The organism is Microbacterium kyungheense (genome assembly GCF_006783905.1).
Taxonomy (GTDB): Bacteria; Actinomycetota; Actinomycetes; order Actinomycetales; family Microbacteriaceae; genus Microbacterium; species Microbacterium kyungheense.
This window is the reverse complement of the sequence record NZ_VFPE01000002.1, coordinates 986,367-1,000,196: the sequence shown is the minus strand read 5'-3', so window position 1 is coordinate 1,000,196 and position 13,830 is coordinate 986,367. Positions and strand designations below refer to the sequence as shown.

General features: G+C 71.1%; 10 protein-coding genes. 6 read left to right on the top strand and 4 right to left on the bottom strand.

Features of this window, described 5'->3' with window-relative positions; genetic code table 11:
• Positions 1-38: 38 nt before the first annotated feature.
• The gene (locus FB391_RS11435; protein ID WP_141894486.1) at positions 39-959 is read right to left on the bottom strand and encodes a PAC2 family protein; all 921 of its coding nucleotides are present in this window, start codon (positions 957-959) and stop codon (positions 39-41) included.
• An 85-nt stretch (positions 960-1,044) separates the two neighbouring features.
• Here FB391_RS11435 and FB391_RS11430 point away from each other — a divergent pair, with 85 nt between their 5' ends.
• The 3 genes from FB391_RS11430 (at position 1,045) to sucB (ending at position 5,725) form a co-directional block, all read left to right on the top strand.
• Positions 1,045-2,532, top strand: coding sequence for a leucyl aminopeptidase (locus FB391_RS11430; protein WP_141894485.1), 1,488 nt, complete (start codon positions 1,045-1,047; stop codon positions 2,530-2,532).
• Positions 2,529-3,902 (top strand): dihydrolipoyl dehydrogenase, encoded by a 1,374-nt coding sequence (lpdA, locus tag FB391_RS11425; protein WP_141894484.1) that lies wholly within the window; start codon positions 2,529-2,531, stop codon positions 3,900-3,902. Before FB391_RS11430 ends, lpdA begins: the two co-directional genes overlap by 4 nt.
• Before the next feature lie 62 nt (positions 3,903-3,964).
• Positions 3,965-5,725: a 2-oxoglutarate dehydrogenase, E2 component, dihydrolipoamide succinyltransferase gene (gene sucB, locus FB391_RS11420; RefSeq protein ID WP_141894483.1), complete on the top strand. Its 1,761-nt coding sequence runs from the start codon at positions 3,965-3,967 to the stop codon at positions 5,723-5,725.
• 16 nt (positions 5,726-5,741) lie between these two features.
• On the opposite strand, the gene FB391_RS11415 is transcribed toward sucB, so the two are convergent.
• Positions 5,742-7,064, bottom strand: a complete 1,323-nt coding sequence (locus FB391_RS11415; protein WP_141894482.1) for a hypothetical protein — start codon at positions 7,062-7,064, stop codon at positions 5,742-5,744.
• Positions 7,065-7,189: 125 nt separating this feature from the next.
• On the opposite strand from FB391_RS11415, the gene FB391_RS11410 reads away from it, so the two are divergent.
• Positions 7,190-7,906: a DUF4191 family protein gene (locus FB391_RS11410; protein ID WP_141894481.1), complete on the top strand. Its 717-nt coding sequence runs from the start codon at positions 7,190-7,192 to the stop codon at positions 7,904-7,906.
• Positions 7,907-7,995: 89 nt separating this feature from the next.
• Here FB391_RS11410 and FB391_RS11405 read toward each other — a convergent pair whose 3' ends face one another.
• Complete coding sequence (locus FB391_RS11405; RefSeq protein WP_141894480.1) at positions 7,996-8,388, bottom strand: RDD family protein; 393 nt, start codon at positions 8,386-8,388, stop codon at positions 7,996-7,998.
• A 132-nt stretch (positions 8,389-8,520) separates the two neighbouring features.
• Here FB391_RS11405 and glnA point away from each other — a divergent pair, with 132 nt between their 5' ends.
• Positions 8,521-9,945 (top strand): type I glutamate--ammonia ligase, encoded by a 1,425-nt coding sequence (gene glnA, locus FB391_RS11400; RefSeq protein ID WP_141894479.1) that lies wholly within the window; start codon positions 8,521-8,523, stop codon positions 9,943-9,945.
• A 253-nt stretch (positions 9,946-10,198) separates the two neighbouring features.
• Entirely contained in the window at positions 10,199-10,798 is a 600-nt protein-coding gene (locus FB391_RS11395) for a peptidase M23 (RefSeq protein WP_246093468.1), read from the top strand.
• Between the two features lie 25 nt (positions 10,799-10,823).
• Here FB391_RS11395 and FB391_RS11390 read toward each other — a convergent pair whose 3' ends face one another.
• Complete coding sequence (locus FB391_RS11390; RefSeq protein ID WP_141894477.1) at positions 10,824-13,826, bottom strand: bifunctional [glutamine synthetase] adenylyltransferase/[glutamine synthetase]-adenylyl-L-tyrosine phosphorylase; 3,003 nt, start codon at positions 13,824-13,826, stop codon at positions 10,824-10,826.
• Between the last annotated feature and the right edge of the window lie 4 nt (positions 13,827-13,830).

Genomic DNA, 13,830 nt, shown 5'->3' with positions numbered 1-13,830 from the left:
GAATTCCGCGCCGCGCCGACGGAGCAGGCGGCGCCGGCTCAGGAGCCGCGCTTGTCGTCCTCGCCGGGCCGGGTCGCCAGGAACCGTTCGAGCTCTGCCGCCAGCTCGTCGGCGCTGGGCAGGTCGCCGGTGTGGATCATGGGCGTCGCGAGCGTCGAGCCGGCCATGTAGGCGTCGTACCGCTCCTCCAGGCCCTGGACCATGCGCGCCAGCTCGTCGCTGCCCTCGATCTGCTCGGTGACCTTCTCGAGGTACTCGCGGTTGTCTTCGCGCAGCTCGTCGCCGGCGAAGACCAGCCCCGTCGCGACCGTCAGGCTGTCCAGCGCGGCGAGGGCGGCGGCCGGGTACTCGGAGTCGCCCAGGTAGTGAGGCACCAGCAGCACGAACCCGGCGACACGGACCCCCGCCTCGGCGAGCCGGTACTCCAGCAGGTGACCCGCCGTCGCCGGCACCTGGGTGTGCGGCTGCCACACCGAGTGCGCCTCGGTGAGCTCGGTGCGGGTGCCGCTCACCGTCGTGCCGATGGGGCGCGTGTGCGGCACCGGCATCGGGATGGCATGCACCCACGTGACCGTCGACACGCCATAGAGCTCGGCGAGCTCCAGGACCGCGGCGGCGAACGCGTCCCACGCGAAGTCCGGCTCGTATCCGGCGAGGACCAGGAACGGCTGACCGAGCGAGTCGTGGGCGAACGACAGCTCCAGGCGCGGCGGACGGTAGTCAGTCAGGTGATCCTTGTCGAACGCGACGATCGGGCGGCGTGCGCGGTAGTCGAGCAGCGTGTCGTTCGAGAACACCACGAGCGGCGACGGGGACAGGTCGTCCCGCACATAGTCGATGACACGGCTCACGGCGCTGCCCGCGTCGGTGAAGCCGGTCAGGGCGATCACCAGCGGCAGACCGCGCGGTACCGGGGGCGCGGAGACCGCGCGCTCGAACAGCGGGCCGGAGAGAGGCATGACCCCATGCTACGAGTCGTCGGCGGGGCCCGGGTCGGGCCCGTCGCGCTCAGAGCGAACACGCATGCTCCCTAGGATGGATCCCATGTCGTTCCCCGACCTCGAGTACCGCAACACCCCCGTCCGAGAGTCCGAAGCCGACGCACTCCTGCTGGCGCTGCCCCCGATCGAGGGCGACAGCGCACCCGACCTGTCCGACTGGCCGGGCCTGCGCGACGCGCTGTCGGCCGTCGGCTTCGCGGGCTCGACCGGGTCCTTCCTCCGCGTCTACGCGCCGGAGTCCACGACCCTCCCGCTGGCCGTCGTGGGGACGGGCACGGACCCGGATGCCGCGGCCCTCCGTGACGCCGTTGGCGCCGGCATCCGCTCGCTCACGGGCTACGCGACGGTCGCCGTCGCCGCACCGTTCGCGGACCCCGCGCTGTGGACCGCGGCAGCGGAGGGCGCCGCCCTCGGCGGGTACCGGTTCGACGGCTACAAGTCGGAGGCGCCGAAGCCTCGTGCCTCGCGGGTGCTCGTGCACGGCGCGGCGGATCCGGACGATGTCGCGCTGCGCCTCGTCGCCGAGACTGCGGCATCCGTCGCCCTGGTGAAGGATCTCGTCAACATCCCCGCCGAGTGGCTCGGCCCGGCCGACGTCGCGCAGAAGGCCGCCGACGCGGTCGCGGGCCTGCCCGTGCAGGTCGAGGTGCTCGACGAGGAGGCGCTGCGCGCGCAGGGCTTCGGCGGCATCCTCGGCGTGGGGCAGGGGTCGGACCGGCCGCCGCGCCTGGTGCGGCTCGACTACGCGCCGGCCGGCGCGACGCGCCACATCGCGCTCGTCGGCAAGGGCATCACGTTCGACACCGGCGGACTGTCGCTCAAACCTGCCGCCTCGATGGTGGGCATGAAGTACGACATGGCGGGTGCCGCGACGGTCCTCGCCGTCCTGCGGGCTGCGGCGTCGGTTGCGGCGCCCGTCCGCGTCACCGCCTGGCTCTGCGTCGCCGACAACATGCCCTCGGGGGCCGCCATCCGTCCTGGCGACGTGCTGCGGCTGCTCGACGGCACCACCGTCGAGGTGCTCAACACCGACGCCGAGGGGCGCCTCGTCCTCGCCGACGGCCTCGTGGCCGCCAGCCGCGAGCATCCCGACGTGATCGTGGACGTCGCCACGCTGACCGGCGCCGTCCTCGTGGCGCTCGGCACGAGGCACACCGGCGTCATGGGCGACGAGCAGGCGGTCGCCGATTTCCTCGCCGCCGCGGCCGACGCGGGTGAGCCGGCGTGGCAGCTGCCGCTCCCCGCGCACATGGTCGAAGAACTCGACTCCCCCATCGCCGACCTGCAGAACGCCAAGATCGGCGATCCCGCGGGCGGCTCGCTCTTCGCAGGAGTCTTCCTGCGTCACTTCGTCGGCCGCACGGGCGACGAAGCCGATGCCCCCCGCATCCCGTGGGTGCATCTCGACATCGCCGGCAGCGGGACCCACAAGGGCGCGCCGTACGGCTACACCGACAAGGGACCGACTGCCGCGACCGTGCGCAGCCTGATCCGCTTCGTCCTGACTGACCTCGATGAGGAGGCACGATGACCGACCACACCTTCGATCTCGTCGTACTGGGCGGTGGCAGCGGAGGCTACGCGGCCGCACTGCGCGCCGCGGAACTCGGCAAGACGGTGGCGCTCATCGAGAAGGACAAGGTGGGCGGCACGTGCCTGCACCGCGGGTGCATCCCCACCAAGGCGCTGCTCCACGCCGCCGAGGTCGCCGACACCGCCCGCGAGGCGGCGGCGTACGGCATCCGCGCGACCTTGGAAGGCATCGACGTCGCGGGCGTCCGCAGCTACCGCGAGGGCATCGTCGCGAAGAAGTACAAGGGGCTCGAGGGCCTCGTGAAGGCGCGCGGAATCACCGTCGTCAGCGGCGAGGGCCGGCTCGAGTCGGGCACCGCGGTCCGCGTCGGCGACGACCTCTACCGCGGCGCGGACGTGATCCTCGCCACCGGCTCCTACAGCCGGACGCTGCCGGGGCTCGACATCGGCGGTCGGATCCTCACGAGCGAGCAGGCGCTCGAGCTCGACGAGATCCCGTCGAGCGTCGTGATCCTCGGCGGCGGCGTGATCGGTGTCGAGTTCGCGAGCGTCTGGCAGTCCTTCGGCGCAGAGGTCACGATCGTCGAGGCGCTCGACCACTTCGTGCCCAACGAGGACGTCGCCCTCAGCAAGGCTCTGGAGCGCGCGTACCGGCGTCGCGGCATCCAGTACTCCCTCGGCGTGCGGTTCCAGACCGCGACGCAGACGGCGGATGCCGTCACGGTGACGCTCGAGGACGGCAAGACCTTCACCGCCGACTATCTGCTCGTCGCCGTCGGCCGCGGGCCGGCGACGGCGGGGCTCGGCTACGAAGAGGCCGGGGTCTCGCTGGATCGCGGTTTCGTCGTCACCGACGAGCGCCTGCGCACCGGTGTGCCGCACGTGTGGGCCGTCGGCGACATCGTGCCGGGACTCCAACTCGCGCACCGCGGGTTCCAGCAGGGCATCTTCGTCGCCGAGGAGATCGCCGGGCTCTCCCCCGTCGTGATCCCCGATGTCCAGATCCCCAAGGTCACCTACAGCCACCCCGAGGTCGCCTCGGTAGGCCTCACCGAGGCGCAGGCCGTGGAACGGCTCGGCGCGGACGGCATCGTCGCGTACGAGTACAACCTGGCGGGCAACGGCAAGAGCGAGATCCTCGGCACGAGCGGCATCGTCAAGGTGGTGCGCGAGAAGGACGGCCCCGTCCTGGGCGTCCACCTCATCGGCGACCGTGTCGGCGAGCTCATCACCGAAGGCCAGCTGGCCGTGGGATGGGAGGCGCACCCCGAAGACATCGCGCCGTTCATCCACGCGCACCCCACTCAGTCGGAAGCGCTCGGTGAGGCGTTCCTCGCCCTCGCGGGCAAGCCCCTGCACACGCTCTGACCCTCCCGACCGCCCCCGATCACTAAGCTAGATCCGATATTCATTCAGAAGGAGACTTCCTCATGAGCACATCCGTGGTCCTCCCCGCTCTCGGCGAGAGCGTCACCGAGGGTACGGTCACCCGCTGGCTCAAGAACGTCGGCGACACGGTCCAGGCCGACGAAGGCTTGCTCGAGATCTCCACGGACAAGGTGGACACCGAGATCCCCTCGCCGGTGAGCGGCGTCATCGAGGAGATCCTCGTCCAAGAGGATGAGACCGTCGAGGTCGGTGCCGTGCTCGCCAAGATCGGCGACGGCTCCAGCGCGCCCGCCGAGGCGCCGGCACCTGAGGCCGCCGCCGCCGAGCCTGCCCCCGCCGCCCCCACGGAGGCCGCGCCCGCCGCTGCTCCCGCCGCTGAGGCACCGGCCGCCGCCCCCGCCGCCGAGGCGCCCGCCGCTGCACCGGCGCCTGCTGCTGCCCCCGCCGCAGGCGGTGCCGGCAAGGAGGTCGTGCTCCCCGAGCTCGGCGAGAGCGTCACCGAGGGCACCGTCACCCGCTGGCTCAAGCAGGTCGGCGATGAGGTCGCCGTGGACGAGCCGCTGCTGGAGATCTCGACCGACAAGGTCGACACCGAGATCCCGTCGCCCTTCGCCGGCGTCCTGCAGGAGATCCTCGTGAGCGAGGATGAGACGGTCGAGGTCGGCGCGGCGCTCGCCCGCATCGGCGAGGCCGGTGCCGCTCCGGCTCCCGCCGCCGAGGCGCCTGCTCCGGCCCCTGCTGCTGCTGCCCCGGCTGCTGCTGCCCCGGCTCCTGCTGCTGCTGCCGCGCCGGCTCCCGCTGCCGCGCCGGCTCCCGCTGCCGCGCCGGCTCCTGCTGCCGCGGCGGCTCCTGCTGCCGCGGTGGCTCCTGCTGCTGCCGTGGTCGCCGACGACGACGCGGTCACCTACGTGACCCCGCTCGTGCGTCGTCTCGCCCAGCAGCAGGGCGTCGACCTGGCGTCGGTCAAGGGCACCGGCGTGGGCGGTCGCATCCGCAAGGAGGACGTGCTCAAGGCTGCCGAGTCGGCTGCCGCCCCGGCCGCCGCGGCTCCCGCAGCCGCCGCCCCGGCGCCGCTGGAGGTGTCGCCGCTGCGCGGCACGACGCAGCCCATGTCGCGTCTGCGCAAGGTGCTCGCCTCTCGCGCGGTCGAGTCGATGCAGTCGACGGCACAGCTGACGACGGTGGTCGAGGTCGACGTGACGAAGCTCGCGAACTTCCGCGACAAGGTGAAGAACGACTTCCTCGCCAAGACCGGCGACAAGCTGTCGTTCCTGCCGTTCTTCGCGCTGGCCGCCGCCGAGGCGCTGCAGGCGTATCCGGTGATCAACTCGACCGTCGACGGCGACCAGATCGTCTACCCCGCGACCGAGAACCTGTCGATCGCGGTCGACACCGAGCGCGGGCTGCTCACGCCGGTGCTGCGCGACGCCGCCACGAAGAACCTGGCGCAGATCGCTCACGAGATCGCCGACCTCGCCGCGCGCACGCGCGACAACAAGCTGAAGCCGGACGAGCTCGCCGGCGGCACGTTCACGCTGACCAACACCGGTTCGCGCGGCGCGCTGTTCGACACTCCGGTGGTGTTCCTTCCGCAGTCGGCCATCCTCGGTACGGGTGTCGTCGTCAAGCGGCCCGGCGTCGTGACGGTCGACGGCAAGGATGCGATCTCGGTGCGCTCTTACGTGTTCCTCGCGCTGTCGTACGACCACCGTGTCGTCGACGGTGCCGACGCGGCCCGTTTCCTCAGCGCGGTCAAGACCCGCCTGGAGGCCGCGGCCTTCGAGAGCCAGCTCGGCATCTGACCCGCAACGCGGATCCTCACGGCTGCTGCGCGACGTCATGGACGTCGCGCAGCAGCCATTTCTCGTCTGTGCGGAGGATCACCACGAGCTGAGGGACGACGCTGCCATCGATCGCGTCGAGGCGGAGCACGGCCACGTCCCCGAAGTCGTCCAGGAGGGTCACGGTGCGATCGGGCGCCGCGAGATCGATCGCACCGGTGACCTCCGCCAAAGCCGCGGGCTCGACGGCGACGCGTGACACGCACGGTTCGTCTCCCGCGCACGCGATCCGCGCGTCGAGCAGGTCGGCTGTGACCGCGGCGAGGTCGTCCGGGGAACCCGCGCCGGCGGCTGCCGGGTCCTCGACGCCGCCGGTCCCATCGCCGTCGTCGGATCCGCTCGCGGCCGATGCCGACGGCGAGGGTTCGGCCGTCGGCACCGCGCTGCCGTCGGCCGTCGCCGGTCCCCCGGCCGGCCAGAGGGCGCCGGCGACGAGGACGGCAGCGGCGACGCCTCCCGCCACGATCCACGGCATCCGTCGTGACCCTTTCACCTCTCCACCGGTCGCGCGTCGCCCGCTCAGCCGCCGCCAGACCGCCGTCGTGGCGTGCGACACCGTGTCGGCGAGGTCCGCGTCCACCCCGTGCAGGAGTGTCTGCCAGACCGAACGGGGCGCATCGGCTGCATCCGGCGCGCGCTCCGTCCGCGCCGCGGCGGCGACGTCGAGGGCCGCTCGGGGCCCGAGACTCGTCGTGCCGAGGGGTTCAGGCGTCGCCAGGGCGAACAACGCGTCCTCGGCGGAAACCAGATCGGTCACCGACAGGCGTTCCGCGGTGATCGCGCGCAGCGCGGTGTCCCATGTGCGCCGCAGGGTGGGATCGAGATCGAGCGCCGTCATCGCGTCGGCGGTGGCGTCCCGCGCGCGTCGAGACCCGACGTCCGTCGCCAGGACGGGCCGGCCGCCGTCGTCGAGCCACCACTCCCCTGCGCTGTCGGGCGCAGAGACGAGCTGAGCGCACCCCCGCAGCAGACTCACGCCGAGGGTGACGGCCTCACCCGGGGTGAGGGCAAGCCGTTGCGCGCGCCGGCGCAGGAAGTCTTCCAGCCGCTCCACGCATACCGGCAGCACCACGTCGTGCCCGTCGCGGCGCCGTGCGACGTCGAGGGCTGTCAGCACGTGGCCGTCGGGCGCGGCATCCCATCCGCTCCAGTCGGGCCCGAGCTCGCCGGCATCCACGAGCAGACGCATCCCACCGCCCTCCTCACGTGCGAGCACCCCTTGCCACGGAGCGTCCTCCTTCGCGCGCACCGTGCGGACCGGGCGGTACGGGGCGCCGAGCAGGCTGTCGTCGGTGGTCACGCGGCAAGTCTCCGCCGGTATCGCGGCGGCGCGAGAGCGAGGCGAGCGATCTGTGGACGACGTCCGCCGAGGCCCACCTGGGGAGGAGCCGAGGATGACCGCTCCGAAAAGGTAGGCTGGAAGGTATGGCCGCGCGCAGTTCCGCACCCGAGAAGAGCCCGGGCTTCTTCTCCCAGATCCGTACCCTCTACACCTTCACGCAGAAGGAGTTTCGCTGGCTGCCGTATCTGCTCGGCGGCATCCTCCTCCTCGGCGTCGCCGTCGGCGTCGGCATCGGGTTCCTGATCCCGCCGGTGGCGATCTGGAGCGTCATCCTGTGGGGCATCACGGGCCTCATGCTCGGCGTCCTCGCCTCGATGATGACGATGACGCGCCTGTCGACGCGGGCGATGTACAAGAAGATCGACGGGATGCCGGGGGCCACGGGTCACGTGCTCTCGACGTCGCTCGGCCGCTCCTGGCAGGCCAGCGAGATGCCCGTCGGCATCAACCCGAAGACGCAGGAGGCCGTGTACCGCGCGGTCGGCAAGGGCGGCGTCGTGATCGTGGGCGAAGGCGCCCGCGGGCGGCTGACCCGACTCGTGAACGACGAGCGCTCCAAGGTGCAGCGGGTCGCCTCGGGCGTGCCGGTAACCGTGCTCTACGTCGGTCACGGGGACGGCGAGGGCGAGGTCACGATCGCGAAGCTCGCGTCGACCATCAAGTCGCTCCCCAAGAAGATCGACCGCACCACGCAGGCGGCGGTCGTCAAGCGCATCGACTCCGTCTCGCAGTCGCTCACGTCGCTGCCGATCCCGAAGGGCATCGACCCGACGAAGGCGCGCGCACCGCGTCCGCGCTGACACGCCCCGACGGCCTGACAGTCGCGCCCGGCCATGTGCCGGGCGCGACGGCGTTACAGGCGAGATCCGGTCCGCGGGCGTGGAGCGTGTCAGGCGCGCAGCAGCACCGTGCCCGCAGCCTTGTCGTGGAGTCCCCGGTGGTCAGCATCCCAGATGACCGCGGGGATCACGACGATGAGCAGTGCGGTGCGGATGACCGGACGCCACAGCCCGACCCACGCACCGTCGAGGCGCACGAGCCGCAGCCCGAACAGCCGGTGCCCGGGGCTCCCCTGCAGCGTCGGCAGGAACACGATCTGGATCGCCGCGAACAGCGCGAGGATCGCCAGCGGATCCCACCCGAAGAACCCGGAGATGAGGTACGCGGCGCCGTAGTCGATGAACAGCGCGCCGACGCGACGGCCCAGGTGGCCGATCGATCCGCTGCCCTCCCGCGGGAGTCCGAGGCGTTCGCCGGGGTAGTCCTGAGTGCTCTGCGTCACTTCTCAAGGGTACCCAGCCCGTCGTAACATCCCCGAAACACAGGTGATACTGCCGGGCAATCCCCTGCAGGTACTTTGCCAAGGAGCCCGACCCGCACGGGCGGATCCGAATGCCCTACCTCTGGAGTCTTCATGTTCAAAGATTCATCCGAGGTGCTGAAGTTCATCAAGGACGAGGACGTCAAGTTCCTCGACATCCGTTTCACGGACCTTCCTGGCGTGCAGCAGCACTTCAACATCCCGGCCTCGACCGTCGACGAAGAGTTCTTCACGGTCGGCCAGCTGTTCGACGGCTCCTCGATCCGAGGCTTCGCGAACATCCACGAATCTGACATGCAGCTCATCCCGGACGTGTCGACGGCATACCTCGACCCGTTCCGTGAGGCGAAGACCCTCATCATGGTCTTCGACATCTACAACCCGCGCAACGGCGAGATCTACTCGAAGGACCCCCGCCAGGTCGCGAAGAAGGCCGAGAAGTACCTCGCGTCGACGGGCATCGCCGACACCGCGTTCTTCGCTCCCGAGGCCGAGTTCTACATCTTCGACGACGTCCGCTACGAGGTGAAGCAGAACTCGAGCTTCTACTCTGTGGACTCCGAGGAGGGCGCCTGGAACACGGGCCGCGCCGAAGAGGGCGGCAACCTCGGCAACAAGACCCCGTACAAGGGCGGCTACTTCCCCGTCTCGCCCGTGGACAAGACGGCCGATCTGCGCGACGACATCAGCCTGCGTCTCATCGAGTCGGGCCTGCACCTCGAGCGCGCCCACCACGAGGTGGGCACCGGTGGCCAGCAGGAGATCAACTACCGCTTCGACACCATGGTGCACGCGGCCGATGACATCCTGAAGTTCAAATACATCGTGAAGAACGTGGCCGAGGAGTGGGGCAAAGTCGCGACCTTCATGCCGAAGCCGCTGTTCGGCGACAACGGCTCGGGCATGCACACGCACCAGTCGCTGTGGCTCGAGGGCAAGCCGCTGTTCTACGACGAGAAGGGCTACGCGCAGCTCTCCGACCTCGCGCGCTGGTACATCGGCGGCATCCTGGCGCACGCTCCGGCGCTGCTCGCCTTCACCAACCCGACGCTGAACTCCTACAAGCGTCTGGTCAAGGGCTACGAGGCTCCCGTCAACCTCGTCTACTCGGCGGGCAACCGGTCGGCTGCGATCCGCATCCCGATCACCGGCTCGAACCCCAAGGCCAAGCGCATCGAGTTCCGCGCCCCCGACGCCTCGGGCAACCCGTACCTCGCGTTCGCCGCGCAGCTGATGGCGGGCCTGGACGGCATCCAGAACCGCATCGAGCCGCACGAGCCGGTCGACAAGGACCTGTACGAGCTTCCCCCCGAGGAGGCGAAGAACATCCCGCAGGTGCCGAACTCGCTGCTCGACTCGCTCGAGGCGCTGCGTGCCGACCACGAGTTCCTGCTGAAGGGCGGCGTCTTCACGCCCGAGCTCATCGAGACGTGGATCGAGTACAAGATCGAGAACGAGATCCAGCCCCTCAACGCACGTCCGCACCCGTTCGAGTACGAGCTGTACTTCGGCGTCTGACGTTCCAGCACCGCAGTTCCTGCACGCCAGAAGGGCCCCGGGCGACCGGGGCCCTTCTGCATGCGCGGCGGTCGGATGCCGCCGCCGGGCGTGCGCGTAGGCTGGATCAACGCGTCCGCGCTCCCCGACCGAAGGCGACACGATGCCCTCCCGCACCACCGCCACGACCCGTGCGCGTCGTGTCCGCGCCGTGAAGACGGCGCCGCGGCGGCGCCCGTCACGGCGTTCGCACGCCCGCTCCCGAGGGCGGCGGATGAAGATCGCGTGGGCGATCGCGGTGCCGGTCGCCCTCGTCGCCGCCTTCCTCATCGGCACCGGCTACCTCGCGCGGTCGCTGGATCAGACCTTCCCCGACTACGGGTCGCACGTCTCCGTCCCGGCCGTCGCCGGGTATCGCGCCGAGCAGCTGCAGAACGCCTGCGCCATCCTCGCCGCCGGCAGGGACCTCGGCTTCGACGAGCGCGATCAGACCATCGCGGTGATGACGGCGATGGGCGAGTCCTCGCTGCGCAACATCGACTACGGCGATTGGGAGACCAGCGGCGAGACGAACCCCGACGGCTCCCGCACCACCTCGATCGGCCTGTTCCAGCAGCAGGACTCGTGGGGGTCGAGAGAAGCGCGACTGGATCCGTACACGGCGGCAGTGGTGTTCTACCGTGCGATGGCCGAGCGCGTTCCCGACCGCGCCGGGATCGAACCGACGCTCGTCGCCCACCGCACCCAGGTGAACGACGATCCGCTGCACTACGCGCGCTTCTGGGACCGCGCCGTGCGCGTGGTGGCGGCCGTCAGCGGCGCACCGATCGCGGGCGACAGCGTCGAAGGGATCCCGCAGTGCCCCGTGGTGTGATGGATGCCGGCGGCCGCGGCATCCTCTACCCGTAGAAGAGCTTCTCGAAGACGCGACGCGCCCGGCGGGTCGTGCCGAGGTAGTCCTCCTCGACGCGCGTGGCGGAGCGGGGCGGGTACTCGAGCAGGCGTCCGATGCCGTCGAGCCGGTTGCGGTCGACGGGCAGCACGTCGCTGGTCTGGCCCGACAGCAGCGTGTTCGCCGAGCGCAGCCGGCTGGCGAGCCGCCATGCCGCCGCGAGCCGGTCGGCCGCGTTCGACGGGATGAGGCCGGCGTCGACGGCCGCTTGCAGCGCGCCGAGGGTCGAGGTCGTCCGCATGGCGGGGATCTCGCGGGCGTGCTGCAGCTGCAGCAGCTGCACCAGCCACTCGACGTCGCTCAAGGATCCGGGCCCGAGCTTGAGGTGGCGCGAGGGATCGACACCCTGTGGCAGCCGCTCGCTCTCGACGCGCGCCTTGATCCGCTTGATCTCACGCACAGCGGTGGGTTCGACCTTCTCGGGGTACCGCACCGTGTCGGCGAGCTCCATGAAGTCGTGGATGAGCTTCACGCTGCCCGCGACACCGCGTGCGCGCAGAAGAGCCTGCGCCTCCCACGAGAGGGCCCAGCGCCGGTAGTACTCGGCGTAGGCGTCGAGCGATCGCGCGAGCGGCCCGTTGCGGCCTTCGGGCCGCAGATCGGCATCCAGCTCCAGGGGTACCCGGTGGTCCTCGGAGTGTGTGCGCAGGCCGGCGACGAGCTTGAGGGCGAGCTCGTGCGCGCGTTGCGGGTCGACCCCGTTGGCGCGGTACACGTACATGACGTCGGCATCCGATCCGAACCCGAGCTCGGCGCCGCCGAACCTGCCCATCGCGATGACCGAGAAGTCGAGCGACTCGTCCTCCGGGGGCACGACATCGCGCCGCACCGCGCGCAGCGTGGCCTGGATGGTCACCTCGGTGATGGTGGTCAGGGCCTCCGCCACCTCTTCGATCGTCACCGCGCCCAGGATCGCGGCCAGCGCGAGACGCAGCTGCTCGCGGCGCCGGAGCGCGCGGACCGCACGCATCGCGTCCAGAAGGCCTGCGTGGCGTGTCTGGATCGCCCGCGCCTCTTCCTGCAGCGCCAGGCCCGAGCGCGGCCGCAGCAGCTCGGGGTCATCCAGCCAGGCGGCCGACTCGGGGATCCACTCCATGAGCTCGCCCACGTAGCGGGATCCCGACAGCACGCGGGACAGGCTTTCGGCAGCACCCGACGAGTCGCGCAGCATCCGCAGGAACCAGTGCGTGTCGCCCAGCCGTTCGCTGAGGCGCCGGAACGCGAGGAGGCCGTAGTCCGGGTCGACGCCGTCGGCGAACCACCGGATCATGACGGGCATGAGGTGACGCTGGATCGTGGCCTTGCGGCTCAGACCGCTCGTCAGCGCCGCGATGTGCCGCAGCGCCCCGGCGGGGTCGGCGAAGCCGATCGCCGCGAGCCGGTCGTGCGCCTGCTCGGTGGACAGCACGCGCTCATCGGCGGGAAGCGCCGCGACCGCGGACAGCAGCGGCCGGTAGAACAGGCGCACGTGGATGTCGCGCACTTCGCGCTTGACCGATTCCCACAGGTCCCACACGCCCTGCCCGGTGTCGGCGAGGGCGCTGGCCCGGGCGAGCACCCGCAGATCGTCCGGCCGCTCCGGCATGAGGTGCGTGCGGCGCAGGTGGCGCAGCTGCACGCGGTGCTCGAGCAGACGCAGCACGCGGTAGTCGCGCGAGAAGGCAGAGGCCTCGGTCCGGCCGATGTAGCCCTCAGCGACGAGGGCGTCCAGCGCCGCGAGCGTACCGCGCTGGCGGATGCGATCGTCCGACAGCCCGTGGACGAGCTGCAGCAGCTGCACCGTGAACTCGATGTCGCGGATGCCGCCCGGCCCGAGCTTCAGCTGGTACGGGACGTCGCCGGCCGGGATGTGCTCGGTGACGCGTTCGCGCATGCGCTGCACGCTGTCGACGAAGTTCTCGCGCGCGGCGCTGGTCCACACCTTCGGCTGCACGGCGGCGATGTACTCCGCGGCCAGCTCCGGGTCGCCGGCGATGGGACGCGCCTTGAGCAGCGCCTGGAACTCCCAGCTCTTGGCCCAGCGCTCGTAGTACGCCACGTGGGAGTCGACCGTGCGGACGAGAGCGCCTTGCTTGCCCTCGGGCCGCAGGTTGGCGTCGACCTCCCACAGCGGCGGCTCGATCTCGACGCCCGAGATGCCCCGCATGGTCTGCACGGCGAGCCGGGTCGCGATGTCGACGATACGGCTCTCGCCGAACTCGGTCATCGCCTCGGCCGACCCGCCGGCCACGAAGATGACGTCGACGTCGCTGACGTAGTTGAGTTCGCGGGCGCCGGTCTTGCCCATCCCGATGACCGCGAGCCCGGTGTGGGCCACCTGCTCGCGCGGGAACAGGCCGGCTCCTGCGGCTCCGCCGGACACCCGCGTGCGGGCGACCGCGAGGGATGCCTCCAGCGCCGCGCCCGCGGCATCCGCGAGCCGCGCCGAGACGGCGGCGATCTCGTCGACCGGCGAGGGGCTCAAGAGGTCGTAGGCGGCGATCCGCGCGAGCATGCGGCGATACCGTACGCGCAGAGCCACCCACGCGCTCTCGCCGCCGTCCGAGGCGAAGCCGTCGACCGCTCCGACGGCGTCGAGCAGCGAGCCGCGCAGCTCGTCATCGGTCGGGAGCCGCTCACCGGCGTGGACGAGCTCGTCCAGCTCGGCCGGGTGGCGTGCGAAGAACTCGCCGAACCCCGTCGACGCGCCGAGCAGAGCCCACAGTGCACGCCACGCGCGGGAGTCTCGGTGTCCGCGCTGCACGGCCCGGTCGTCGCGACGGGCGAGCTTGGTGACCGCGTGCAGCGCCTCGTCGGGATCGGCAGCGGTCGCCGCGCGTTCGAGGATGGCTTCGCGAGGGATGCCGGTCAGCCCGGTGAGCTCGTCGAGCAGCTGTTCGGCGTCGCCCAGCCGGCTGAAGCCGACGCGCGCGAGCGGCGTGAGGGAGCTGGGCCGATCGCTCGCAGACATGCGT

Excerpts from the sequence above, each read along its gene's own strand:
- lpdA (WP_141894484.1), top strand. The coding sequence starts at position 2,529 with ATGACCGACCACACCTTCGATCTCGTCGTACTGGGCGGTGGCAGCGGA.
- FB391_RS11410 (WP_141894481.1), top strand. The coding sequence starts at position 7,190 with ATGGCCGCGCGCAGTTCCGCACCCGAGAAGAGCCCGGGCTTCTTCTCC.
- FB391_RS11430 (WP_141894485.1), top strand. The coding sequence starts at position 1,045 with ATGTCGTTCCCCGACCTCGAGTACCGCAACACCCCCGTCCGAGAGTCC.
- sucB (WP_141894483.1), top strand. The coding sequence starts at position 3,965 with ATGAGCACATCCGTGGTCCTCCCCGCTCTCGGCGAGAGCGTCACCGAG.
- FB391_RS11390 (WP_141894477.1), bottom strand. The coding sequence starts at position 13,826 with ATGTCTGCGAGCGATCGGCCCAGCTCCCTCACGCCGCTCGCGCGCGTC.
- FB391_RS11435 (WP_141894486.1), bottom strand. The coding sequence starts at position 959 with ATGCCTCTCTCCGGCCCGCTGTTCGAGCGCGCGGTCTCCGCGCCCCCG.
- FB391_RS11395 (WP_246093468.1), top strand. The coding sequence starts at position 10,199 with ATGAAGATCGCGTGGGCGATCGCGGTGCCGGTCGCCCTCGTCGCCGCC.
- glnA (WP_141894479.1), top strand. The coding sequence starts at position 8,521 with ATGTTCAAAGATTCATCCGAGGTGCTGAAGTTCATCAAGGACGAGGAC.